We start from the raw sequence: 22,078 nt of genomic DNA on the forward strand, positions 1-22,078 counted from the left end.
GGAGCCTATGCGCACTCCCGGGCGGCCACATGCTGCCGACGGGCCAACGCCGCCATGATCTGCGCGTGAGGAGGCACGGTCTCCATTCCGAGCGGCACGGCCGCGGCGGCCAGTATCCGCTGGAGTTTCCGTGCGGCGTACGGCAACGCCGCCCGGCCTTGCCCCGGACCCCCGTCCAGGGCCAGCGACACACGGATCACGTCGGTGAAGACCGACTGCGCCCTCTTGAAGTCGAGGATCAGCGGCAGATCGCGCTCCCAACCGCTCGAACTCCCCGGCCGGGCACGCTCGACGACCCTGCACCACCTCTGAATCATGCGGCGGTCCTGGTCCGACGGATAGCGCATCAGATACAGGTGCGTGGCCAGGTCGTAGAGAGGGTCCCCCACGGACGCCAGTTCCCAGTCGATGGCCCACAGCCGCCCGCAGGAGTCGACGATGAGGTTCTTGCGATGCAGGTCCGCGTGCAGGAGGGAGAACGGACGGCTCTGAAGCCCGGCCACGTGTTTTCTGAGCCGGCCGAAGGATTCGTTCCCCACACCGAGTTCATGGAACAGCTCCCCGAACTGCTGTCGGTTCCGCTCGAAGACCTGCTGTTCGGCGAAGTCGATCAGACACTCCAGGAATCCCGCGCAGTCACCCTCTTCGGGGTGGTCCCGCTCCTCGCAACGCCGTTCCACCTCCAGCGTGTCGGGAGCGACCCACACCAACTCCCGGAAGAGGTCCACGATCTGGTCGAAGACGGCGTCGGGTATCCGGCGGTTCCACACCCGCCACCCGACCGTGCGACCCTCGATGAAGCTCTGGAGCCCTATGCCTTCGCAGTCGAGGACATCGGGTATGCCGCTGATCCGCCCGCACAGAGCACGCAGCAGCTCCTCCTCCGACCGGAAGTACCGGCGATCGAACCAGAGAATCTCTGCGCGTGGCTCCCGGAGCTTGACGATCCTCGTGCCACCCGGCAGGGCCAAGGCGTACGTCTCGTGGTGGTACCCCTCGAGCGGGCCCTGGACCACCGAAGCGTCATCGGCCAGCTCCTCGGCGCGCCGCCTCGCCGACGAAACGAGCTGCGAAGCCATCGGCACCCCTTTTCCCCGCCCCGCCGAGCAATGGACCGTACGCCTCAATCATGACTTCCGTCCCGGCCCTCCCGGCCGGTTCCATGTCATAGCCGATGAACAGGACGCCCGCCACCTCGGCGGCCCCGAGATCCGCGTTCGTGTCGCCGATCATCACCGCGTCGCCCGGTGCGAGGCCCAGGCTGTCCAGGGCCCGAAAGAGGACGTCGGGATGGGGTTTCATCAAGTCAGGGTCCGCAGTACGGCCGTGGACGACCTTGAAGTACTGGCGCAGCCCATGCATCCGAAGATAGCGGTCGGCGACGCTCGGCGCGTTGTTGGTGACGACAGCCAGGCTCAGTCCCCGGTCGGCCAGGTGCCGGACGAATCTCCTGGTGTCAGCCGGCGGAGGCTGCGCGATCAGAGCGGCCGCCATCTCACCCTCGGTCAGGCGCTGTTCCAGCAGCCGCACCACGGCTTGGAGGTCGCCGTCCTTGATTCCGAGAAGGTGGAGGTCCGACCTGCTGCGGGCCCGGTGTATGGCCCGCAGCACCAAGTGCGGGTCCTTGCTCGTCCGTTCTTGCTCCACCAGCAGGTCCGTAAGGCCGGCGTCGGACACCACGAGGCGGAGCACGTCGGCCACGCTCCGGGAGGAGCCCCGGGGAAACAGCTTGCACAGGGGCCCGTCGAAGTCGAACAGGACACCCCGAGCGCGCGCGAGCATCGCCCGGGCTTCGGCAGTCATGACATCACTGCCCAGGCCAGGGAGCCGACGATGGCCCCGCTCAGCACTCCGGTCACCAGCGCTCCGGCCGGCCTGCCGCGCCCGTTCCCTCGCGAGTCGCCCCATCCCCGTGCTCCCTCTTCGTGCCCACAAACGTACGAGGACATACGGCGCTCCCTCTCGTGCCACTCACGCAACGCCGACTCCACAGCCTGACGTTGCGGCGCCGGGTCCTCGATGCCCAACACCTCCCTCGCCAGCCGTACAGCGTCGAGCACCCTGTCGGCGGCAGCGGAGAAGTCACGCTCACCAGGTCGTTCAGGCAGTCCGGTGGCGGCCCGCATCACGTCGGTGAACACCGACTGGACCCGCTCGAAGTCGAGGTACACAGGCAGGTCCGTCTCCAGCCCGTCGGTCACCTCAGGGTGCCGGTGGCGCATGGCGTCGGCCCAGTGCCCGATCATGGCGGTCCGCTCCTGTTCGCCGTAGCGCATGCGGACGAGATGCACGGCCAGGTCGTACAGGGCGTCGCCGTACATGGCCGTCTCCCAGTCGATGGGGACGAGCCGGTCACCGTCCTTCCCGGGGGCGACGACGAAGTTGTCCGCGTGGGCGTCCGCGTGCAGCAGGACGAAGGGCCGCCGGGTGAGTTCGGGGACAGTGGCCAGGAACCTTTCGACGGAGTCCTCCGGGACACCGACCCCGTCGAACAGCCTGCCGAAGCGGGACAGGTTGAACCAGTACACGCCCTCGGTGAACCGGACCAGCCATCGCAGGAAGCCCTGGGTGTCCGTGTCCACGGGCCAGTCGTCCGGCAGGTTCGGCAAGCTGTCTTTCGGCACATCGGCCAAGGTCGCGAAGATCGTGGCCAGTTCCGTCATCCGGTCACTGCCGTAGGTTCCTCCGGCCATCACCCGCCTCCCCAGCAGACGCCCTCGCACGAAGGCCGACAGCCGCCCACCCGCACCGTCCTCCAGACAGCGCGGCACGTACGGCAACCGGGAGTTGACCGCTTGGAGGACCTCGGACTCGTGATCGCGCCAGATCCGCGGGATCGTCTCGATCACATCCTTCTTGGGGGTGCGCCGGACGATCAGGTAGCTGCCGGACCACTTGCCCCACAGGAGGGCGAACGGTTGCCGGATCTCCTTGACCCGGACCATGTTGTGGTAGCCCTCGCCCACGAGTCCGTCCTCGGGCGCGTCACGGAGCCGTTCGGCGAGGCGGAGCAGGTTCTGGCGTGCCCAGAGGTACGGATGGAGCGGCATGGCGGCAGAGGGTAGCGGCTCCCATGAGACCTACATCACACGATGTCAGCATATGGACAGACGCCGACCTCATACGGTGAGCAACCCCCAATTTCCCTCAAACCACTTCCGCAAGTTGTCCACTTTCTCCGAGGCCGGCGACTGTGGGTTGTCGTCCTTCACGTCGTAGGCGAGCGGAGCTCCGACCCCCAGGACGTCGATCGCTTCCACATCCTTGTCCTGGGCCTCCAGATAGACCGACCGCCTGACCGGCACGTACGGCGCCCACAACGCCGCCGAACCGTCGACCAGATACACCTTGTACTGCGGAGTGAAGTCCACGTAACGGATCTGGACGTCCACGGAGGGCACCAGCCCCTCGGCCCTGAGATCGTTGAGCTTCTGTTTGATCGATGTCGTACTGCTGCGCATGGTGACCAGGTGGCGCTCCCACACCGCCGCGTCGTCCTCCGGGTTCACGGCCTTCGGATAGGTCCGCTTCTTGAGGTCCGCGCGGGGAAGCAGCATGCGCAGGGTGATGCTCTGGAGTTCCAGACTTCCCTTCTCGCGCTTGCGGAGGCGGAGCTGTTCGTCCTGCCGGCGGATCTGCGCGGCCAACGACTCGGAACTGAGGGTGAAGACATCCAGGGTGACCTCGGACTTGCTGAACGCCTCGTCCACCAGCTGACTCAGCGTGACTTTGCGTCCACTGGACGACGATATGGACGACTGCCCCTTGATCACCCGGGTTCCGCTGCCCTGCCGCGAGGAAAGCCAGCCCTCACCGATCAGGTCACGCATCACGTTCTGCACGGTGTCCCGAGACACCCCGAACTCGTCCGCCAGCTCGCGCTGCGAGGGCAGCCGGCTACCGAGGGCATACGTCCCGTCGGTCAGACGGCCCAGCAACTCACCTCTGACCCGCTGGAATGTCGCTCCGCCCTCGCCTCCGCCCTCGCCCTCATTCAGCTCGTCGCCCATGTCTTCACTCACGCCGAGATGGTACTCCTGCCAGCCCAGAAGCAACCCACTTCCGGTCCGACAAACAATCCTATTGGCCTGATGGTTAAGCGATCAGTCCAGTTGGGAAGTAACTGGTCAGGCAACCAAGCCAATTGGACGGCAAGTGGCAGGAATGATGAAGGTGATGGGAGTGATGAGCATGGCAACCGGCCCCGTCGCGCCCCCCTCAGTTGCTGAGCAGCTTTGTCACTTCCCGCAGGGAGTACACGATGTTCTCGGCGCCGGCCTCACGCAGCTCCTTCTCCTTCCTGTCATTGCGTGCGTAGCCGAGGAAGGCGACGCCCGCGCGTCTTGCCGCCTCGACGTCCGGGGGCGAGTCGCCGAGCATCAGTGCCTGCACCGGGTCCGCGCCGAACGCGGTGAGCGCCTGCTCCAGGCAGTGCGGATGCGGCTTGAGCAACCGCGGATCCGGCGTGCGTCCAAACACGTGCGGGAAGCAGCCGTCAAGCCCGTGTCCCTCCAGGTACTTCCGTACGGCCCGTGGGGAGTTGTTGGTGGCGATCGCGAGCTGGGCTCCGCGTGCCCGCCATGTCCGGATGAGCGGATCGGCATGGACCGTGGGCGTGGCGGACGTGACCGCGCAGATCTCCTCCAAGGTGAGCCGCTCCTCCACCTCGGCCAGCAGGTCACTGCCCGGACGCCGGCGACCGACCGCCCGCAGCACATCCCACGGGTCGGCCGTCCGCCGTTCCTCTGCGGTCAGGAGACGGTCTTCCCCGCGGTCCTCGAGCCACTCGACGAGCCCGGCGGCCACTCCGTCCGCCGAGTGTCCCGCGAACACACGGCAGATCGGGCCGTCGAAGTCGAAGAGCACATATCGGGCACGGGTGATCAGACCCTGGAGGTTCTCCGGCTGCGATGTCACCGACTAAGTCTGCGTCACGGCAAGCTGTCGACGCTAAGTGAGGTTCAGGTCCGTCGTGATGGTTCCCCACAAGGCGTCGAACCACTTCTGGGACTCCTCCACGAACACGGTGTCCCGTTCGTCGGCGCCCCGCTCGAAGGAGAAGAGAAGGGACTCGGTGCCCAGCACGTCGTACATGTCGAGAACGCCGGCATCGGTCGACTCCTCCCGCCGCATGACCATGTAGTACGCGAGAAGGGCCTCCGTGCCATTGAGGATGTAGAGCTTCACGGGCGGAGTGAACGGCAACGCGCGGAAGACGACCTTGACGTCGATGCCATGGGTGGAACGCAGGCTCTGGAGGTTGTGGCGCAGGACGTGGCCCTGGGCATTGCGCTGGGCCAGCCAGCGCTGGTGAACCGGGTTGTCGTCATCGAGAGCTTCTACCGGCACCGGGAACGCCAGGTTGATGTCGCGGGAGGGCAGCAGGATGCGCACGTCGATGGACTCGGGACGGATCTCGCCCGCATGGATTCGGCGCAGGGGTTCACTCAGCGCGACCATCAGGGTCTCCGCGGTGAGACAGGCGGCGTCTATGCGGACCTGCGGACTGGAGAACGCCTCCGCGAGGCGGGGGGCCAGAGCCACCATCGTGGGCTGAGGCCCACCCCGGGACACCGGTGCCTCCGCGATTCGCGGCGGGCTCCCTTTGCTGACGTTCGTCAGCAGCCCGTCTTCCTGAAGGGCACGCAGGGCCTGACGGACTGCGCCTCGTTCCACACCGAACTCCTCGGCGAGTTCGGCCTGGGTAGGCAGGCGGTCGCCGGCCCTGAGAGCGCCCACCTTGATGCGTTCCCGCAGGGTGTCGGCGATCTCCTGGGGCGAGAGTCTTCTGCTGCCATTCACCGCGACGTTCTCCTGGGTCACGACCAAACGCTACAACTCCAACCCACCTGGCGGGAGTTGTTCGGAAGCTGTTTACAGTCGCCGACCAGGATGAAACCCCTTAGACATGGTTGGCAACCAGCTTTTCCAAGTTGGCGATGCCTTCTGCCCAAGGAGGCGTTCCCATGCCTGTGATCGCCTTTCTGCTCGCCGTCTTCGTCGTGACCGTCGAACAGCTCTCACAGTGGCGGTACGGACCCATGGGCATCGTCGCGCTAACCCTGCTCGCCATCGGGATCAGGTCACGCAACCACACATGCAGCGCCATCGGTGCGGTGGCCCTCGCCCTCCTGGTCACAAGGCCTGCACTGTGACCGGGAACCCGCACTCGACGACATCAACTGCCCGCCACCTGACAGAAGTTATACAGATGATGGCAACCAGACCCTTCCAACTAGTCGATATTAGGAGTAAGTTGGTAGCCAACTTCTCCATATGGTCGCACTTCCCCAAGGTTGGCCGGTCCGGTGCCTCGGCATCTCGACCTCGACGGAGTCCGCTCCGCCGGCCCGGAAGGACGGACTCCATGCCTCTCGTCGCTCTCGCCATCGCCGCTCTCGCCATCGGGTTCGAGCAAATCATCCAGTGGCAGTACGGCCCTATGGGCATCATCGCCTTCGTCGCCCTGTCCGTAGGCCTGAAGGCCAGGAACACCATGGTCAGCGGCTTGGGAGCGGTGATCCTCGTGATGCTGCTCGCCCAGTCGGGCTGACGCCGCCCGGATGACGCCCGCCCGACGGGCCCAGGATCCGGCTGATCGGGCTCCCTTCCGGAGGGGAGCCGGGAGCCCGGTCGGTCTGCACAGCCACAACTGAACACCGACAACTGAAGAGCCTCACCCGCACAGCCACAACTGAAGAGCACCGCTACGGATGACAGACAGTCGCCCGACGGCAAGGAGGTCTCAGAACATGTCCAGGCACCAAGGGCGCCTGGACGTACGCAGCAGGGCGTCGGCCCCCCGGCCGGCGCCCGCTCGTTCTTCCCGCACCCGCCCCAGCGCCACGAGCCGCGCCACCGACTCGTCCCCGAGCCACAGTCGCGCCAACTCCCGCACGTCCAGGGTGAGATCCGCGCTCCGCGTCGTCGCCGTGCAGGAAGCGCCGTCCGGTGCGGCCTCCAGCAGGTAGCGGCCGCCGGTCAGTCCGGAGCCGTCCACGACCTCCAGCACCAGCTCGCCCTCGCCCTCGTACGTCCGCGCCTCCAGGGCCCGTACGACATCCAGGATGCGCACCCACATCCAGTCCGCGTGCATGGCGACGCCGGCCGCGGGAGGGTTCGGCAGCAGGTGCGGGAGCAGGTCGTCGGGGGCCCGCCAGTCGCTCTTGACCCGCATGACCCAGTCGATCGAGCACAGGTAGTGCCACAGTGCCCGCTCGGCGGCCGGGGTCGAGGCGATCAGGCTGCGGACGCTCGCCGTGTTGGACGGCTGCATGGTGTCGGCCCACTGGTCGTCGACGTCGTACGCCACCAGCCCCTCCACCGTGCCGTCCGCGGCCCGGTACATCGCGTAGAAGGGCTCGGTCCACGCCGGGTCGGTACGCACGGCGCCGGTGTGCAGCTGCCACCACCAGTCGCCGCGGCTGATCGCCCCCGGGGTGGCCCGGCGCACCCTGTCGTGCAGTTCGGGACCGAGCTTGCGTACGACGTCGGGGTCCACCAGGTCGATACGGGCGCCGTCCAGCGCCGGGCCCCGGGGGTCGAGACCGGCGCGGGTGACGTCGACCGTCCACACGGTGCCCGAGGTGGCGGGGCCGAAGCCGTAGCGGCCGTAGATCCCGTACTCGGCGGCGATCAGCGTGGCCACGACGTCCCCGCGGTCCTTCGCGGCGGCCAGGTCCCGGGTCATCATGCGGGTCAGCAGACCGCGGCGGCGGTGGGTGGCGGCCACGGTGACCGCGGAGATCGCGTCGGCGGCGACGAACCCGCCGCCGACCGCCGTCACCTCCTGCGCGAAGGACCGGAAGGTCGCCACGCACCGGTCCCCCTCGAAGGCCCCGATGAACCGACCGGGCTCGAACTGCGCCCGCCGCGCCTCCACTTCCGCCGCCGGCACGACGGGCCCCTTCAGGAACCCGGCCCGCACGGCCCGCAACCACTCGGGATACTCGGCCTCAGTGATCGCACGGACGTCGATGTCGGCTGGGGGGACTATGTCGGTTCGGTCGCTCATGGGGTCACGGTAGGGGGCGGCGTGGTTGATGTCGTGCGGATATTCAGGACCGTTCAGGTGGACTGTCGGAGAATGTCGAGCACCTGGTCCAGCGAGCGTACGACCACCTCCGCGCCCGCCTCCGTCAAGAGCCTCTCCTTGTGCTCGTTACGCGCGTAACCCAGAAACTCAACACCGGCCAGGCGTGCGGCCTCGAGGTCCGTCACAGCGTCAGCGATCATCAACGTGGCCGCCGGAACCGCCCCCATGGCCTTGATGGCCTCTTCCAGGCAGTACGGGTTCGGCTTCATCAGTTCGAGGTTCGGGGTACGGCCGTAGACATGCGGGAAGCAGTCCGTCAGGTCACGAGTCTCGACGTACGCCTCTGCCGCGAGGGCAGCACTGTTGGTGGTGATCGCGAACTTGACGCCGAGCGACCACCAGGTCCTGATGAGCGGGTCGGCGTACGGGGTAGGCCTGGCGAGGGCAACGGCCTCCAACTCCCGTCGGGTGAGCCACTCCTCCAGCTCAAGGACAAGAGCGCTTCCCCTGCGTCGCTCGTGAACGCCACGCAAGACTTCCTGGGGGTCATTGCTGGATCGTTCCTGCTCAGTGAGCAGCGCGCCCATGCCCAACAGATCGATTTTCTCGACGAGTTCACCGGCTATCTCGTGCGCCGGATATCCCGCGAACAACCGGCAGATCGGCCCGTCCAGGTCCCAGAGCACGTATCGGGCGGAGGCGACCAGTGATGCGAGTTCCGCTGTCTCTGCTGTCACCGGTCCAGTGTGCGTCGTCTCAGGAGTCACTAGGAGAGTGTCAGGTCAGTCGTGATGGCTTCCCAGAGGGCGTCGAACCACTTCTGGGACTGACCGACGAACGAAGCGTCACGTTCACCGGCCGCCACCTCGAACGAGAAGAGCAGCGACTCCGTGCCCAGGACGTCGTACATGTCGAGGATTCCCGCGTCCGTCGGCTCCTCCCGGCGCGACACCATGTAGTACGCGATCAGCGCCTCCGCCCCGTTGAGCAGGTACAGCTTCACCGGCGGAGTGAACGGCAGTGCCCGGAATCTGACGTCGACGTCGATGCCGTGGGAAAAGCGCAGGGCGCGGAGGTTGTGGCGCAGGACGTGGCCCTGGGCATTGCGCTGGGCCAGCCAGCGCTGGTGGACCGGGTTGTCGTCGTCGAGGGTCTCTACTTGCACCGGGAACGCCAGGTTGATGTCGTGGGAGGGCAGCAGGATGCGCACGTCGATGGACTCGGGACGGATCTCGCCCGCATGGATTCGGCGCAGGGGTTCACTCAGGGCCAGCATCAGGGTCTCCGCGGTGAGGCACGCGGCGTCGATGCGGACGTGCTCACTGGAGAACGCCTCCGTGAGACGGGGGGCCAGGGCCACCATCGTGGGCTGAGGCTCCCCCGACAGGCCCGGCACCCGCTCCGCGATCCGCGGCGGGCTCCCCTTGCTCACATTGCTGAGCAACCCGTCCTCCTGGAGCACGCGCAGCGCCTGGCGGACCGTTCCCCGTTCCACGCCGAACTCGTCCGCGAGTTCCGCCTGGGTGGGGAGGCGGTCGCCGGCCTTGAGGTCGCCCGTGCGGATGCGCTCCCGCAGGGTGTCAGCGATTTCCTGGGGCGAGAGCCTTCTGCTGCCGCTTCCTTCCACTTCCGCCTCCTGAATCGGCCGACCCCAGTCTGCACCGCAGGGTCTCCGCGCACGGGCCGAGCAGAAAAACTAGGTCAGCAGGTCCTCCACCTGTGCCTCCCCCTCCCGGTACCGGCGTGTGATCTCCCCGCTGCACTCGTCCGCCGTCCGCTGGAGGCGTTGCCTGCGGCCGGAGACCTGTTGTTCGTAGCGCACCAGGCGGCCCATCGCCGTGTTCAGCTCCAGGTCGGTGCGGGCGCCCAGGTCCGAGAGTTCGACCTCGGCGAGCATCTCCGCAGCCAGCAGGCGGTACTCCTCGCTGTGCGGGGTGCCCAGCGTGACGTGGCGGGCCGAGGAGCGGTGGCGGGCCGGGGCGTCGGTGAGGATCTCGGGGAGCCGCTCGACCACCGAGGCCTCCGGGAGCCGCTCGGCGAGCGGGTCCCGGCCCGAAGGGGAGCGGCGGGCGAGTTCCGCGCGGAGGATGTCGATACGGCCCTGAAGCAGTCGGCGGACGTAACTGAGGTCCGCCTCGTCCCGCTGGGCGTCCCGGCGCAGCGCGCGCAGCGCCGGCAGGCTCAGCCGCGCGAGGTCGTGCTCCGGCGGCTCCGGGGGCAGCACGGGGCTGTCCGTACGTTGCGCGGGCGGCCGCAGACTGTCCAGCCGCCCGGTACTCGGTGTGCTCATGCGCCTCTACCGTCCCCTCGACCGGCGTGTGGAAGCATCGTGCCACCCCAAGTGGCCGCTATGTGACCGAGTGCCCCCGAACGGCCCCAGATGCGGGCTTAAGGATCAAAAACAAACCCGGACGCCGCACCTTCGGGCAGGCCCGGCATGATGGTCGTATGCGAGCGGTGGTGCAGAGGGTGGACGGCGCGAGCGTCGTCGTCGACGGCGAGACGGTCGGGGAGATCAGCGGCGAGGGACTGTGCGTCCTGGTCGGGGTCACGCACGAGGACACCAAGGAGCAGGCGGCCCAACTGGCCCGCAAACTCTGGTCGGTGCGCATGCTGCAGGACGAGAGGTCGTGCAGCGACATCGACGCCCCGCTGTTGGTCATCAGCCAGTTCACGCTGTACGGCGACGCCCGCAAGGGCCGCCGCCCCACCTGGAACGCGGCCGCCCCCGGCGATGTCGCCGAGCCGCTCGTCGACGAGGTCGTCGCCCAGCTGCGCGCCCTGGGCGCCACGGTCGCCACCGGCCGGTTCGGCGCCCAGATGCGGGTGTCCCTGACCAACGACGGCCCGTTCACGGTCCTGTTGGAGATGTGACCCGTCAGGGACCGGTGGCGGGCAGGCGCAGGAACTCCCGGCAGTCCCGGGCCACGGCCACCATGCCCAGCTCCTCGGCCGTCCCGAGCGCCGTGCGGGCGAGCCCCCGCGCGCCGGCCCGTACCGCCGCGGAGTCCGACCGCAGCCGGGCCCGCGCCTCGTCCAGCCGCAGCCGTGTCATCTGCGCCGGTGAGTGCTGGGCGAGCCGCACGGCGCGGCGCAGGTGACCGAGCGCGGTCTCCGGCTCACCCGCCACCAGCGCGAGCAGCCCGCTGAAGCGCGCGGCCGGCCCGAGCAGGACGGTCGGCCAGCCGGCGAGGACCAGTTCACCGGGGTGCGCGTCCAGGAGGGCGCGCAGGGGTGGGACGTACGGCAGCAACTCCCCGACGCGTACGTCCCGTACGGCCAGCTCCGCGCACGCCTGGGCGAGTACGGCGGCCGTGGGCAGCGCCCAGCCGCTGGGCGGGAACCTGGTGAAGCCGCCGGTGTCCGCGGCGAAGGCCAGGACCTGGTCGGCCGCCTGGTCGTGACGGCCGGTCTCGCACAGGGCGAGCGCGAGGCCCGCCCGCCACACCGGGAAGTAGTCGCGGCGCCGGACGCCGGACATCAGCGGGGAGTCGAACAGCTCGGCCATCCGGCCCTGTTCGTGGCGGAGCCAGTAGGCCTGGCCCAGGCAGGTCTGGCTGAGGGTGTCGGCGGGCACCGCCAGGTCCCGTTCCATGGTCTCGGCGATCGTCCTGGACTCGCCCAGGATCCACTGCTCCGCGGCGGCGAACTCGCCCTGCCACAGGTTCATCAGGGCGTCCAGCGTGCCCTGTTGCCAGTGCGCGAGGGTGCTGTGCCGGTGGGCGGCGTGCTCGCGGTGACGCCGTACGGTCGCGTCCGCGGCGGTCACCCGGCCCACTCTCAACTGGTCGATGGCGAGGGCGACCAGGGCCTCGCCGATGAAGTACATCGACCGGGAGCGGACCGCCACGTCCCGTAACTCGGCGGATAGGGCAAGGAGTTCGGCGGCTGGCGCGAAGTCGTAGAGGGCCCAGCGGCATTCGGTGAGGACCTCGCAGTGGGTCTCGGCGCCGATGCCCGGGAGCCGGTCCCGTAACTCCCTCAGCACCCCGCGGGCCCGGTCGACGCCGGTGGCGGGTTCGGCGCCGGGGACCGCGGTGTCGTCGCCGACGCCCATGGTGAGCTTCTTGGCACGGTGCGCGGTCAGGCGCAGCCGCAGCTCCACGGCGGGAAGGTCCTCGCGGCCGGCCAGGGTCTTCAGGCACTCGTCGATCCGGGCGATGAGGTCCCGGTCCACCTGGCCGGGGTCGGACCAGCGGCGGGCGCAGCGCACGACGGCGTGGGCGCGGGCCAGGTCGTCGCCCTCGGCGGCCCGGTACGCGGCCAGGTAGAGCCGGCCGGCCCCGTACATGTCGCCGAGGAGATGGAGGGCGTCACCGCGGCGGATCAGCTGGTCGAACTCCGGACGCGAGGTGCCCGAGGTGCGCGAGATGCCCGACGTGCCGGAGGTGCCGGCCGGGGCGGGGGCGGCTCCCGAGGGCCCGCGTCCCCGGCGCCGTCCGGGTCCCCCGGCCCGCCCGGGCCCCGTGGGTGGCCCGGCGGGCACGGACCGCGCCGGCCGGTCCGGCAGCAGGCCCAGCAGCTCACCCTCCGCGTGCAGCACGGTGTCGCACTCCCGGGCCAGCGCGGGGCCGGGCATGCGGGTGCCGTTCTCCACCCGGCTGAGGTAGCTCTTGCTGTAGTTGACGAGCAGTGACAGCTGGCCGAGCGAGAGTCCGGCGGCCTTTCTGCGCACGCGCAGCGCCTCGGCGAATTCCTCTTCCGGTGTCATGGCGCCTCCCCCGGGACAGTTCGTCACCTCGTTCACCCGAACACTTGCTCCCCGTGTCCGGCCGGTCGCTGCCCGTTGCCAAATTATGGGTTGTCAACGGCATATCGCGCCCAGGGTTTCCGGCCGGACGCACCCTGGACATGGAGAGCGCCCCGCGCGGGGGGCGGGGCGCTCACGACCGGGAGGGTCGGTTCAGGCATGAGCACACGCATCACGACGACCGGGGAGTCCCGGGACGGGGAAGGCCGTTCGGACGGCCACTCCGACGGGGAGCGGGAAACGTTGTCGGGGCCGCAGAGCATCCCGCACGCCGTCCTGCTGACGGGTTTCCTGATCACCGCGCTGGGCGGGCTGACGGGGATCGCGGCGGTGGTCTCGGCGCTCACCGGCCTCGGCTCGGGCCCCGACGGGACGGACGTCCCGGCGAAGCAGTCGCAGGCGGCACCGCCGTCCGCCTCCCCGTCCGCCGCCGCGGCCCGCGCGGCCTCCGTACGGATCCAGTACCCGCAGCAGGCCGCCTCGGTCCGGCTTCACCAGAAGGTCTACGGCGTCGCCGTGATCCCGCCGCACCACAGCCTGTGGCTGGTCACGCACAAGAAGGGCGAGGCAGCCCTGAACCTGCTGGGGCAGGTGCACCTGACCGGGCCCGACACCGGCCCGACCAGCTGGGACGCCTGCCCGCAGATCGGCGACTTCCCGGCGCAGCGCGGGGCGAGCTTCGAGATCGGCGCGGTGCTGGTCCCGGACGCCACCTCCGACTACCTGCTCGGCGCCACCACCTACACCGGCGTCCAGCTGGTCCCGGCGAAGGCGGGCGCCGACGTGGCGGGCCTGGTCAGCACCCGGCTTCCACCGGGCACCGACACGGTCCACCGGGCGTCGGTGTGGGTGACGCTGGACGCGGGCGGCGAGAACTGCTCGTCGTGACGCCGCCCGGTAGGACGCCAGGGCCCTACGGCTCCACGACGACTTCCTGGGCCGCCGCCGTCGTCTCCGCGACGAGACGCGCGTCCAGGGGGATGTTCCGCTTGACCAGGGCGAGGGCGACCGGGCCGAGCTCGTGGTGCCGTACGGACGTCGTCACGAAGCCGATCTTGCGGCCGTCGGGCCCCTCGTCCGCGAGCCGGAGGTCGGCGCCGGCGGGCGGCAGATGGACCTCGCTGCCGTCCAGGTGCAGGAAGACCAGGCGGCGCGGCGGCTTGCCGAGGTTCTGGACGCGGGCGACGGTCTCCTGGCCGCGGTAGCAGCCCTTCTGGAGGTGCACCGCGGAACCGATCCAGCCCAGCTCGTGCGGGATGGTGCGGTGGTCGGTCTCGAAGCCGAGACGGGGGCGGTGGTGCTCGACGCGCAGCGCCTCGTAGGCCAGCAGCCCGGCCGCGGGCCCGGACTTCTCGGCGTAGGACTCCAGTTCGGCGCGCGGCAGGAACAGGTCGCGACCGTACGACGTCTCGCGTACGACGACGCCGTCCGGCACCTCGGCGATGGAGCCGGCGGGGAGGTGGACGACGGCGAACTCGTCGGTGCGGTCGGCGACTTCGACCCGGTAGAAGAACTTCATCGACTCCAGGTACGCGATCAGCGCGCCCTGGGTGCCGGGTTCGACATGGGCCCAGACGGTCGTGCCGTCGTCGACGAGGTACAGGGCGTGCTCGATGTGGCCGTGCGCGGAGAGGATCAGCGCCTCGGTGGCCTGGCCGGTCGGCAGGTCGCTGACGTGCTGGGTGAGCAGCAGGTGCAGCCAGCTGAGGCGGTCGTCGCCGGTCACGGAGACGACCCCGCGGTGCGAGAGGTCGACGAATCCGGTGCCGTCGGCGAGGGCGCGCTGTTCGCGGAACAGGTCGCCGTAGTGCGCGGCGACGCCTTCGTCCACGCCCTCGGCGGGGACGGCGCCGGGCAGGGACAGCAGAGGGCTCTTCATATGCACAAGCCTACGACTCGGTAGTTGAATTCTTGATGTCAAGGGACTTGAGAGAACAGTCCTTGCAGCGGCCGAAGATCGCGAAGTGCTTCATGTCGGTCTCGAAGCCGAAGGTGTCGCGCAGCTTGGCCGTGAACTCGGCGGCCACCTTGATGTCGGCCTCGATGACGTTCTGGCAGTCGCGGCAGACCAGGTGGATGTGGTGGTGCCGGTCGGCGAGGTGGTACGTCGGCGCCCCGTGCCCCAGGTGGGCATGGCTGACCAGCCCGAGCTCCTCCAGGAGCTCCAGGGTCCGGTAGACCGTGGAAATGTTGACCCCCGAGGCCGTCTTCTTCACTTCCGTGAGGATGTCGTCGGGGGTCGCGTGCTCCAGGGTGTCCACAGCTTCGAGGACAAGCTGGCGCTGCGGCGTCAGCCGGTAGCCGCGCTGCCTGAGGTCGCTCTTCCAGTCGGTGCTCACCACACCGGAAAGTCTAGGACCTCCCGGCGCGGAGCCGACCGGAATCGGGAGCGGGCCTACGGGAATCGAAGGTGGACCTGCTCGAATCGGAGGCGGGCCTACTTGAAGAAGGCGATGCCGTCGTCCGGCATGTCGTCGGGCAGGGCCTTGGCCCAGCGCTCGACCTCCTCCGGGGTGACGACCTTCTTCAGGTGGGCCGACATGTAGGGGCGCAGCTCGACCTCGGGGGTCTGCTTCTCGCCGACCCACATGAGGTCGCTCTTGACGTAGCCGTACAGGCGCTTGCCACCGCTGTACGGCCCGGAGGCGGCCGTGCGGGCGACGGCGTCGGTCACCAGGTCGATCTGCGGCTTCTGGTCGGCCATCTCGCCGTACCAGATCTCGACCACGCCGTCGTCACGGACCATCGTCACCTCGACCTTGCGGTCGGAGTCGATGCGCCAGAAGCCGTGCTCGGTCTCCAGCGGGCGGACCTTGTTGCCGTCGTTGTCGAGGACCCAGGTGTGGGACTCGTACTCCAGGAAGTCCCGGCCGTCGTGGCCGAAGGTCACTTCCTGGCCGAAGTTGCACTTCTCCGAGCCGGGGAAGTCGTGCACGCCCGCGCCGGCCCAGTTGCCGAGCAGGAAGGCGAGCGGGACGAGGTCCTTGTGGAGGTCGGACGGGATCTCGATCATGAGTGGCGGTTCCTAGACGAAGGTCAGCGCTGGCCCTGGTACAGCTTCTTCACGGTCAGTCCGGCGAAGGCGAGAACGCCGACGCAGACCAGGACCAGCAGGGCTTCGAAGAAGATCTCCACGGGGTGCTCCTCGGATGAGCGGAGTGCGGTGCATGTACACAGGGCCGGGCCCCAGCTTACGCGGCCGGGGCCCGGGGGACCGTGCGGGCCTCCTCACGCCAGGAGCTGGCCCTGGAGGGTCACCGTCTGCTGGAAGGGGACGGGGAGCGCGGTGCCCTTGCGGTCCTGCACGACCAGGGCGAGGACGTCACCGGCGGCCAGGTAGGCGTGACGGGTCTGTTCGGTGCCGTACGGCTTGGACTCGGTGTAGACGACGCGCGTGACGTCCTCGATCTGGGCCTTGGCCGGGAAGCCGTCGTCGGAGGCCGAGTCGGCGGCGCCGCGCAGCTGGTAGCCCGGGCCGCCGTACGGAGCGATCTGGCCGATGAGCTCGTCGACGACGGCCGCGGTGTCGAACTGGAGCAGGTAGACGCGGGTGTGCGTGCCGTCGGGGGTGGTCCAGCCGCGGGCCGCGATGTGGCGCAGCCCGTACTCGGTGAATCTCTGCGCCAGTTCCTCCCGGTCGCTCTTCTGCGCGTACTCCGTGAGGAGGTCCTTCGTCGGGAGCCAGCCGTCGGTGCCGCGCAGCGCCGCGTCCGCCGTCGCCTGCTTCGGCGCGGGCAGCACCAGCCGGCGCAGATCGGCGTAGTGCATCCCGCTCTTGTTCCCCTCGGCGAGCGGCCCTGGACGGCCCTTCGGCAACGGCGGCTTTGTGAGCACGGGGTACACCCACCTCCCGTCCGACACGGTCCCGAGCCCGGGGACGTCTGTCCGTTCCATGCCCGCGATCCCGTACGCCGTCCCGGCTCCCACCGCCGCGAAGACGACCACCGCGGCCGTCCAGCGGAGTCCGGCACGGAGCAGACGGCGGGACGTGAGGGGGCGGGGCGCGGGGGGCGGGGCGGGGGTGGCTCCCGGCAGAGCCGCGACGGCGTCCGGTACGGCAGTGGGTGCGCTCGGGGGAACGGCCGCGGAGACGGAGCCGGGCGCGGGCTCGGGCGCGGGCTGGTCGGCGGAGAGGCCGGGCGCCGGGACGGCCTCCTCCGCGGGGGCCGGGCTCGTGCTGTGGTCGGTTTCTTCTGCCTGGTGGGTCATACGGCCTCCCCCGGCTCCTCGATGCGGTCGAGCTGTTCGCGCAGGAACATGGTTATGCCTGTCTTCTGGAGGGGTTTCGCGCTGGTCGCGTTGAGGGTGACCAGGACGTTGCCCTGCGCGGCGACGCAGTACATGGACTGGAGGCCGTTCTTGCCGTCCTTCTTGTCCGACGGCGGCAGATAGCACGCCGCGTCCTTGTGCCCCTCGATCTTCGGGCCCTTGTCGAAGATCCCGAGGGCGTCGAGGAAGCCCTGTTGGGAGCGGGCGAGGCCGCGGACCGCCGTCGTACTCGCCATCTGGGCCAGCTGGACGGTCACCACGGAGGCCTGGTCCGTGTAGACGGAGGACAGCTCCTCGGTGCTGACGTAACTGCGCATCGCGATCCCCGAGATGCGCTGCTTGTCGATCCGCTTCTCCAGCTCCTTGCGCTGGCTGCGCGGCAACCCGCTGAGCGACTCCTTCGCCAGCGCCGTCGCCCGGGCCCCGCTGAGCTGCGCGTCGGATCCGAACTGCGCCATGTCCGGCCCCCGGCTCCAGCCGTCGGCCCCGTACGGCACGAGCATCGCGCCCAGTCCCTTCTGGGGCGCTGCCTTCGCCTCCCCGGCCCCGGCCCTGCCCCCCTTCGGGAACGTCCAGACGGGCGCGCCCGCGTCACGGTTCGCGCCGTTCACGGTGACGACCGTGAAGCCCACCCCCGCCACGACGGCCCCTGCCGCCACGACCGAAACGGCGATCACGGCGATACGGCCGCCCCGGCGCCCGCGACCGGCAGGGACCGGTTCCGGAGCAGCCCCCTCGCTCACCGCGCCCCCGGCGTTCCCGGCACTCTCGGCGTTCTCGCTCACAGCCGCTCCATCTGCCGCTCGGCCAGGTCCATGATCGTCTTCTTGGGGATGGGCTTGGTGTCGTAGATCCAGGTCATGAGTGCGACGTCGCCCCGCCACGCGTACGCCTCGGCGTAGTACTGCGGCAGGTAGCCGGGCTTGGTCTTCGGCTTGTCGTGGACGTACACCATGCCGTCCTCCGTACCGGGAAGCGCCCAGCTCCGGGTGGCGGACTCGCCGGCCGCCCAGGACTGGTTGCCCGACGTGACCTCGGAGGCCGCGAGGACCTCCTCCTGCCGGAACTGGACCAACCGGACCTCGAAGTCCGCCTGGCCCTTGGTCCACCCGGTGGACACCGCTCTGCGGAACTCGTCGCTGACTGCGTCGCCGAAGGCCGCGCCCGGCTTGACGTAGGTGTCCGCGTACGCGGGCAGGCTCAGCCAGCCGTCGACCGAGGACAGCCACACCGCCTTCTCCGTCCCGGCCGGCTTCTTCACCAGCAGCTTCCGCAGGTCGCCGTCGGTCTTGACGCGGCGGTCCTGTGCGGCGGACAGCGGCGCGGGGCCGTCGTCCTTCGCCTGGGCCAGTGTCGGCTGGGAGAGCGAGGGCAGCGGGGTGGGGTCGCGGTCGGCCTGGATCAGGTATCCGGCGCAGGTCCCGGCCACGACGCCGAGCACGGCCGCGGCGGCGATCAGCAGAGTCGTACGGCCCCGACGGCGCGGCGGCCGGGCCTCGGCCAACGGTGCCGACGCAACCGGCTCACCCGGCGTCGCCGACGTGGCCGGCTCAGTCGACGCGGCCGGCTCAACCGGCTCAAGCGACTCAACCCGGTCAACCGACTCAACCCGCTCGTCGGCCCTCTCTTCGGGCACTTCCACTGCGTCCCCCACAAAGCGTGAAGCGCGCATTCCGTATGCGCGCTTCACATGAGACCTCCGGTCAATCCCCAGAGTTGTACGGCGGGTTGATCACGATCCGGACACATCCGCCGCCCGGTTCAGGTCAGGAGCTGGCTCTGGAGGGCCAGGGTCTGGAGGAAGGGCACGGTGCCGACGGTCCCCTCACGGGACTGGAGCACCACGGCCAGCACATCCCCCGCGGACAGATAGGCCTGCCGGACATGTTCCCTGCCGTACGGCCGGGTCTCGTCGTACACGGAACGGCGGATCTCCTCGATACCGGTCGTGTCGGGGAGTTCCCGGTCGGAGACGGCCCGTTCGGCGCCGCGCACCCGGTGTCCTGGGGCGTCCAGGCCCGCCATGTGCCGGTGGAACAGGTCGTCCACGACCGCCGACGTACCGAAGTGGAGCAGGTAGACACGGGTCCGGGTGCCGTCCTCGGTGGTCCAGCCGCGTGCGGTGACGTGCCGCAGACCGGTGTCGACGAGCAGCTGCCCGAGGGCCGCCCGGTCCGGCTCGACGTACTCCGACAGGAAGTCCTCGGTCGCCAGCCATCCGTCGGAGCCGCGCAGCGCCCGGTCCTCCACCGCGCCCTTCGGCGCGGGCAGGACCAGGGCCCGCGGATCCGCGTGGTGGGCGCCGGGCCGGTCCTCGTCGGCGAACGGGGCCGGGCTGTCGGAGGGCAGTGGCGGGCTGCTCAGGCGCGGGAACTCCCACAGTCCGCCCGCCTCCGCCGCGAGTCCGGGCAGGTCTCCCCGGTCCAGACGGCCGATGCCGTACGCCGTCGCGGTTCCCGCCACGGCGAAGACCGCCGCCGCGGTGATCCAGCGCAGGGCGGAGGCGGCGCCGCGCAGACGGCCGCGCGGGGACGGCCGGGACACGCCCCCGCTCCCCTCGTCCAGGACAGGCTCCGTCGCCGCGGCGTCGCCGCCCGTCCCCCCGGCTCCGCCGCTCGTCGTGCCGCTCACACTCGCTCCATCTGCCGTTCGGCGAGATCCATGATCGTTCGCCAGGGGACCGGGTCGTCGTCGTAGACCCAGATGTGCACGGAGAGGTCCCCGCGAGACGCGTGGGCCTCCGCCCTGTAGTACGGGGCGCCGCCGGGCTCCCGGTACAGCTTCGGGTGGACGTACGCCCTGCCCTCGCCGGTGCCCGGGATCGGCCGGCTCTCCACGTCCGGGTCGGTCTCCGCCCCGTAGCGGGTGCCCGCGCTGTCGTTCGCGGGTGCCGCGAAGTCCTTCTGCTGCTCGAACTGGGCCAGCCAGACATGCACTTCCTGACCGCCGGCCTCCCAGCCGGTGACCGCGGCCCGCAGGAACTCCTGCTCCTCGAGGAAGGTGTCAGCGGCCTCGACGGCCTCGGGGTCCCCCCACATGTCGGCGTAGTCGTACAGGTTCATCCAGCCCTGGGACGGCACCGAGTCCGGGGTGATCGCCCCGCTGGGCTTCTCCAGCAGCAGTTCGCGCAGGTCGCCGTCGTTCCTGACCTTGCGGTCCCGCGCCTCGGTGAGCGGCGCCGGCTGCGGCCCGCGGGCCTGCGGGAGCGGCGGCTGGACGAGCGTGGGCAGCTTCGGCTCCCGGCCCGCCTGGACCAGGTATCCGGCCCCCGCCCCGGCCACGACGCCGAGGGCGGCCGCGAGGGCGGTCAGGTGTCTCTTCGGGCTCTTCAACGGCGTCTCCCACGAGGTGCGCGGCACGCGTTCCGCGCACGTGCCGCACAGGAGACCGCCGGTCGGGGCCCGGAGTTGCGGCGGCGGCGATCACGATCCGGCCACGTCCGACCGTGACAGCAGGTCAGGGTGGGTCACGTCGCCCTGGCCGTCGTACGCACTACCCTTCCCGCATGGCGAAGAAGCTCGTGATCAAGGTGACCGCCGGGGCCGATGCCCCCGAGCGTTGCTCGCAGGCGTTCACCGTGGCGGCGGTGGCCGTGGCCAGTGGGGTGGACGTGTCGCTGTGGCTGACCGGGGAGTCGGCGTGGTTCGCGCTGCCGGGCCGGGCCGCCGAGTTCGAGCTGCCGCACGCGGCGCCGCTGCCCGAACTGATCGAGGCGCTGCTCGCGGGCGGTCGGGTCACCCTGTGCACGCAGTGCGCGGCCCGGCGGGACATCACGGAGAAGGACGTCATCGAGGGCGTACGGATCGCGGGGGCGCAGGTGTTCGTGCAGGAGGCCCTGGCGGACGGGACGCAGGCGCTCGTCTACTGAACCGTCACAGGTGGTCGACAATTCGAGGAAGGCCTTACCCGGCGCGGTTAATGTCGGGCTCGACGGTCATCCGTTCGTCGACACCCATCGCCGCTCCCTGGGGGAACCACCGCATGCGCGCCCTGCGAATACTTCTGATCACCGCCGTGATTCTCGGCGGGCTCTTCGTCGCCGCCGACCGGCTGGCGGTCCACTTCGCGGAAGGTGAGGTCGCGGACCGGTTGCAGTCACGGGAGGGGCTGACGACGACGCCGAGCGTCGACATCAAGGGGTTCCCGTTCCTGACCCAGGTGGCCGGCGGCCGGCTCGACGACGTCCAGGTCGGGATGAAGGAGTACGACGCGGACACCGGCACCAGCGGCGGCAAGATCCGCATCGACGACCTGAACGCCGCCATGAAGGGCGTGGCGTTCTCCGGCGACTACAGCTCCGCCACCGCGACCACCGCCGCCGGCAGCGCGGCCGTCAGCTACGACCAGCTGCTCAAGGCCGCCAAGTCGCAGGAGACCCGGCTGCCGTTCGGCATCACCGCGAAGGTCGTCGGGCTCTCCGACGGCGGCGACGGCAAGATCAAGGTCGACATCAAGGTGAGTGCCCTGGAGAAGCCCGTCTCCGTGCTGAGCACCGTGAGCGTCGTCGACGGCGACACCGTGCGGGTGCACGCCGACTCGATCCCCAGCTTCGGCAACATCACCCTCGCCGACTCCGACTTCCGTTCCATCGCCGACTTCGACCAGAAGATCGAGGGCCTGCCGGGCGGCATCAAGCTCGACAAGGTGCAGGCGGGTGCGAACGGTGTGGAGATCGCGGTGAAGGGTTCGAACGTCAGGCTCGCCGGGTAGGACGAGCGTCGGACCGGACACCGGGGGCGCAGACCACCGAGGAGTCCGACAGGCGAGACGGTGATGTCCGTACCGCAGCTGTGATGACCGCTACATCCGCCCGGAGCCCGTGGGAACACGGCCCGGGCGGCTCTCTGGTCCCACATTCCGGACGATCGCATCTCAGCATGCGACACACCGGTGACATGCCGGTATGTCCGTCCCTACGATCGAGCCCATGAAGCGACAGGCGGATCTCACGAAGCGGCGGGCAGTAGACCTGTGCCGCGTCGCCGCCATGCTCTGTCGCCCCTTCTGAGCGGACGGCATCGACC

26 protein-coding genes are annotated in these 22,078 nt (G+C 69.7%); 7 read left to right on the forward strand and 19 right to left on the reverse strand.

Going from position 1 to position 22,078, the window contains the following annotated elements; genetic code table 11:
* Positions 1-5: 5 nt before the first annotated feature.
* The 6 genes from H295_RS0135825 to H295_RS0135850 all read right to left on the reverse strand — a co-directional run bounded on the left by H295_RS0135825 (position 6) and on the right by H295_RS0135850 (position 5,829).
* Positions 6-1,079, reverse strand: a complete 1,074-nt coding sequence (locus H295_RS0135825) for an aminoglycoside phosphotransferase family protein (RefSeq protein ID WP_020140175.1) — start codon at positions 1,077-1,079, stop codon at positions 6-8.
* A complete protein-coding gene (locus H295_RS0135830) occupies positions 1,024-1,803 on the reverse strand; it encodes an HAD family hydrolase (protein ID WP_020140176.1) in 780 nt (259 codons plus the stop codon). The genes H295_RS0135825 and H295_RS0135830 overlap by 56 nt, the downstream gene beginning before the upstream one ends.
* Positions 1,800-3,050 (reverse strand): aminoglycoside phosphotransferase family protein, encoded by a 1,251-nt coding sequence (locus tag H295_RS44145; protein WP_020140177.1) that lies wholly within the window; start codon positions 3,048-3,050, stop codon positions 1,800-1,802. Before H295_RS44145 ends, H295_RS0135830 begins: the two co-directional genes overlap by 4 nt.
* Before the next feature lie 69 nt (positions 3,051-3,119).
* Complete coding sequence (locus H295_RS0135840) at positions 3,120-4,010, reverse strand: winged helix-turn-helix domain-containing protein (protein WP_020140178.1); 891 nt, start codon at positions 4,008-4,010, stop codon at positions 3,120-3,122.
* A 208-nt stretch (positions 4,011-4,218) separates the two neighbouring features.
* Positions 4,219-4,917, reverse strand: a complete 699-nt coding sequence (locus H295_RS0135845; protein ID WP_106961037.1) for an HAD family hydrolase — start codon at positions 4,915-4,917, stop codon at positions 4,219-4,221.
* A gap of 33 nt (positions 4,918-4,950) precedes the next feature.
* Complete coding sequence (locus tag H295_RS0135850) at positions 4,951-5,829, reverse strand: winged helix-turn-helix domain-containing protein (protein ID WP_020140180.1); 879 nt, start codon at positions 5,827-5,829, stop codon at positions 4,951-4,953.
* A 137-nt stretch (positions 5,830-5,966) separates the two neighbouring features.
* Here H295_RS0135850 and H295_RS0135855 point away from each other — a divergent pair, with 137 nt between their 5' ends.
* Together H295_RS0135855 and H295_RS0135860 are read left to right on the forward strand one after the other, a co-directional pair.
* A complete protein-coding gene (locus H295_RS0135855) occupies positions 5,967-6,155 on the forward strand; it encodes a hypothetical protein (RefSeq protein WP_020140181.1) in 189 nt (62 codons plus the stop codon).
* A 212-nt stretch (positions 6,156-6,367) separates the two neighbouring features.
* The gene (locus H295_RS0135860; protein ID WP_020140182.1) at positions 6,368-6,553 is read left to right on the forward strand and encodes a hypothetical protein; all 186 of its coding nucleotides are present in this window, start codon (positions 6,368-6,370) and stop codon (positions 6,551-6,553) included.
* Between the two features lie 192 nt (positions 6,554-6,745).
* On the opposite strand, the gene H295_RS0135865 is transcribed toward H295_RS0135860, so the two are convergent.
* The 4 genes from H295_RS0135865 to H295_RS0135880 all read right to left on the reverse strand — a co-directional run bounded on the left by H295_RS0135865 (position 6,746) and on the right by H295_RS0135880 (position 10,325).
* Complete coding sequence (locus H295_RS0135865; protein ID WP_020140183.1) at positions 6,746-8,014, reverse strand: GNAT family N-acetyltransferase; 1,269 nt, start codon at positions 8,012-8,014, stop codon at positions 6,746-6,748.
* Positions 8,015-8,067: 53 nt separating this feature from the next.
* Positions 8,068-8,772: an HAD family hydrolase gene (locus H295_RS0135870; protein ID WP_078616854.1), complete on the reverse strand. Its 705-nt coding sequence runs from the start codon at positions 8,770-8,772 to the stop codon at positions 8,068-8,070.
* A gap of 29 nt (positions 8,773-8,801) precedes the next feature.
* Complete coding sequence (locus tag H295_RS0135875) at positions 8,802-9,662, reverse strand: GntR family transcriptional regulator (RefSeq protein ID WP_020140185.1); 861 nt, start codon at positions 9,660-9,662, stop codon at positions 8,802-8,804.
* 69 nt (positions 9,663-9,731) lie between these two features.
* Complete coding sequence (locus tag H295_RS0135880) at positions 9,732-10,325, reverse strand: hypothetical protein (protein ID WP_028810055.1); 594 nt, start codon at positions 10,323-10,325, stop codon at positions 9,732-9,734.
* Between the two features lie 158 nt (positions 10,326-10,483).
* Here H295_RS0135880 and dtd point away from each other — a divergent pair, with 158 nt between their 5' ends.
* On the forward strand, positions 10,484-10,909 hold the full coding sequence (gene dtd, locus H295_RS0135885; RefSeq protein ID WP_020140187.1) for a D-aminoacyl-tRNA deacylase: 426 nt from the start codon (positions 10,484-10,486) through the stop codon (positions 10,907-10,909).
* Positions 10,910-10,913: 4 nt separating this feature from the next.
* Here the strand turns inward: dtd and H295_RS47670 are convergent, their stop codons facing one another.
* A complete protein-coding gene (locus H295_RS47670) occupies positions 10,914-12,746 on the reverse strand; it encodes a helix-turn-helix domain-containing protein (protein WP_020140188.1) in 1,833 nt (610 codons plus the stop codon).
* A 198-nt stretch (positions 12,747-12,944) separates the two neighbouring features.
* On the opposite strand from H295_RS47670, the gene H295_RS0135895 reads away from it, so the two are divergent.
* Positions 12,945-13,673: a hypothetical protein gene (locus H295_RS0135895; protein ID WP_020140189.1), complete on the forward strand. Its 729-nt coding sequence runs from the start codon at positions 12,945-12,947 to the stop codon at positions 13,671-13,673.
* 25 nt (positions 13,674-13,698) lie between these two features.
* Here the strand turns inward: H295_RS0135895 and H295_RS0135900 are convergent, their stop codons facing one another.
* The 8 genes from H295_RS0135900 to H295_RS0135940 all read right to left on the reverse strand — a co-directional run bounded on the left by H295_RS0135900 (position 13,699) and on the right by H295_RS0135940 (position 20,386).
* Complete coding sequence (locus H295_RS0135900) at positions 13,699-14,664, reverse strand: YgfZ/GcvT domain-containing protein (protein WP_020140190.1); 966 nt, start codon at positions 14,662-14,664, stop codon at positions 13,699-13,701.
* 10 nt (positions 14,665-14,674) lie between these two features.
* Entirely contained in the window at positions 14,675-15,127 is a 453-nt protein-coding gene (locus H295_RS0135905) for a Fur family transcriptional regulator (RefSeq protein ID WP_020140191.1), read from the reverse strand.
* Positions 15,128-15,222: 95 nt separating this feature from the next.
* Positions 15,223-15,798 (reverse strand): FABP family protein, encoded by a 576-nt coding sequence (locus H295_RS0135910; RefSeq protein ID WP_020140192.1) that lies wholly within the window; start codon positions 15,796-15,798, stop codon positions 15,223-15,225.
* 215 nt (positions 15,799-16,013) lie between these two features.
* The gene (locus H295_RS0135920; RefSeq protein ID WP_020140193.1) at positions 16,014-16,994 is read right to left on the reverse strand and encodes a hypothetical protein; all 981 of its coding nucleotides are present in this window, start codon (positions 16,992-16,994) and stop codon (positions 16,014-16,016) included.
* A complete protein-coding gene (locus H295_RS0135925) occupies positions 16,991-17,839 on the reverse strand; it encodes a hypothetical protein (RefSeq protein WP_020140194.1) in 849 nt (282 codons plus the stop codon). The genes H295_RS0135920 and H295_RS0135925 overlap by 4 nt, the downstream gene beginning before the upstream one ends.
* Complete coding sequence (locus H295_RS0135930) at positions 17,836-18,558, reverse strand: hypothetical protein (protein ID WP_020140195.1); 723 nt, start codon at positions 18,556-18,558, stop codon at positions 17,836-17,838. Before H295_RS0135930 ends, H295_RS0135925 begins: the two co-directional genes overlap by 4 nt.
* A gap of 257 nt (positions 18,559-18,815) precedes the next feature.
* Complete coding sequence (locus H295_RS0135935; RefSeq protein WP_020140196.1) at positions 18,816-19,685, reverse strand: hypothetical protein; 870 nt, start codon at positions 19,683-19,685, stop codon at positions 18,816-18,818.
* A complete protein-coding gene (locus H295_RS0135940) occupies positions 19,682-20,386 on the reverse strand; it encodes a hypothetical protein (protein ID WP_028810056.1) in 705 nt (234 codons plus the stop codon). The genes H295_RS0135935 and H295_RS0135940 overlap by 4 nt, the downstream gene beginning before the upstream one ends.
* A 173-nt stretch (positions 20,387-20,559) precedes the next feature.
* On the opposite strand from H295_RS0135940, the gene H295_RS0135945 reads away from it, so the two are divergent.
* The 3 genes from H295_RS0135945 to H295_RS48825 all read left to right on the forward strand — a co-directional run bounded on the left by H295_RS0135945 (position 20,560) and on the right by H295_RS48825 (position 22,062).
* Positions 20,560-20,922 (forward strand): DsrE family protein, encoded by a 363-nt coding sequence (locus H295_RS0135945; RefSeq protein ID WP_020140198.1) that lies wholly within the window; start codon positions 20,560-20,562, stop codon positions 20,920-20,922.
* Positions 20,923-21,035: 113 nt separating this feature from the next.
* Positions 21,036-21,764 (forward strand): DUF2993 domain-containing protein, encoded by a 729-nt coding sequence (locus H295_RS0135950; RefSeq protein ID WP_028810057.1) that lies wholly within the window; start codon positions 21,036-21,038, stop codon positions 21,762-21,764.
* 217 nt (positions 21,765-21,981) lie between these two features.
* The gene (locus H295_RS48825; RefSeq protein ID WP_350751515.1) at positions 21,982-22,062 is read left to right on the forward strand and encodes an Ms5788A family Cys-rich leader peptide; all 81 of its coding nucleotides are present in this window, start codon (positions 21,982-21,984) and stop codon (positions 22,060-22,062) included.
* Positions 22,063-22,078: the final 16 nt, after the last annotated feature.

The organism is Streptomyces sp. 351MFTsu5.1 (assembly GCF_000383655.1).
In the GTDB taxonomy this organism is placed as follows: domain Bacteria; phylum Actinomycetota; class Actinomycetes; order Streptomycetales; family Streptomycetaceae; genus Streptomyces; species Streptomyces griseorubiginosus.

Bases quoted from the DNA above. Each gene is read 5' to 3' on its own strand.
- H295_RS0135825 (WP_020140175.1), bottom strand. From the start codon at position 1,079: ATGGCTTCGCAGCTCGTTTCGTCGGCGAGGCGGCGCGCCGAGGAGCTG.
- H295_RS0135830 (WP_020140176.1), bottom strand. From the start codon at position 1,803: ATGACTGCCGAAGCCCGGGCGATGCTCGCGCGCGCTCGGGGTGTCCTG.
- H295_RS44145 (WP_020140177.1), bottom strand. From the start codon at position 3,050: ATGCCGCTCCATCCGTACCTCTGGGCACGCCAGAACCTGCTCCGCCTC.
- H295_RS0135840 (WP_020140178.1), bottom strand. From the start codon at position 4,010: ATGGGCGACGAGCTGAATGAGGGCGAGGGCGGAGGCGAGGGCGGAGCG.
- H295_RS0135855 (WP_020140181.1), top strand. From the start codon at position 5,967: ATGCCTGTGATCGCCTTTCTGCTCGCCGTCTTCGTCGTGACCGTCGAA.
- H295_RS0135860 (WP_020140182.1), top strand. From the start codon at position 6,368: ATGCCTCTCGTCGCTCTCGCCATCGCCGCTCTCGCCATCGGGTTCGAG.
- H295_RS0135865 (WP_020140183.1), bottom strand. From the start codon at position 8,014: ATGAGCGACCGAACCGACATAGTCCCCCCAGCCGACATCGACGTCCGT.
- H295_RS0135880 (WP_028810055.1), bottom strand. From the start codon at position 10,325: ATGAGCACACCGAGTACCGGGCGGCTGGACAGTCTGCGGCCGCCCGCG.
- dtd (WP_020140187.1), top strand. From the start codon at position 10,484: ATGCGAGCGGTGGTGCAGAGGGTGGACGGCGCGAGCGTCGTCGTCGAC.
- H295_RS47670 (WP_020140188.1), bottom strand. From the start codon at position 12,746: ATGACACCGGAAGAGGAATTCGCCGAGGCGCTGCGCGTGCGCAGAAAG.
- H295_RS0135895 (WP_020140189.1), top strand. From the start codon at position 12,945: ATGAGCACACGCATCACGACGACCGGGGAGTCCCGGGACGGGGAAGGC.
- H295_RS0135900 (WP_020140190.1), bottom strand. From the start codon at position 14,664: ATGAAGAGCCCTCTGCTGTCCCTGCCCGGCGCCGTCCCCGCCGAGGGC.
- H295_RS0135910 (WP_020140192.1), bottom strand. From the start codon at position 15,798: ATGATCGAGATCCCGTCCGACCTCCACAAGGACCTCGTCCCGCTCGCC.
- H295_RS0135920 (WP_020140193.1), bottom strand. From the start codon at position 16,994: ATGACCCACCAGGCAGAAGAAACCGACCACAGCACGAGCCCGGCCCCC.
- H295_RS0135945 (WP_020140198.1), top strand. From the start codon at position 20,560: ATGGCGAAGAAGCTCGTGATCAAGGTGACCGCCGGGGCCGATGCCCCC.
- H295_RS0135950 (WP_028810057.1), top strand. From the start codon at position 21,036: ATGCGCGCCCTGCGAATACTTCTGATCACCGCCGTGATTCTCGGCGGG.
- H295_RS48825 (WP_350751515.1), top strand. From the start codon at position 21,982: ATGAAGCGACAGGCGGATCTCACGAAGCGGCGGGCAGTAGACCTGTGC.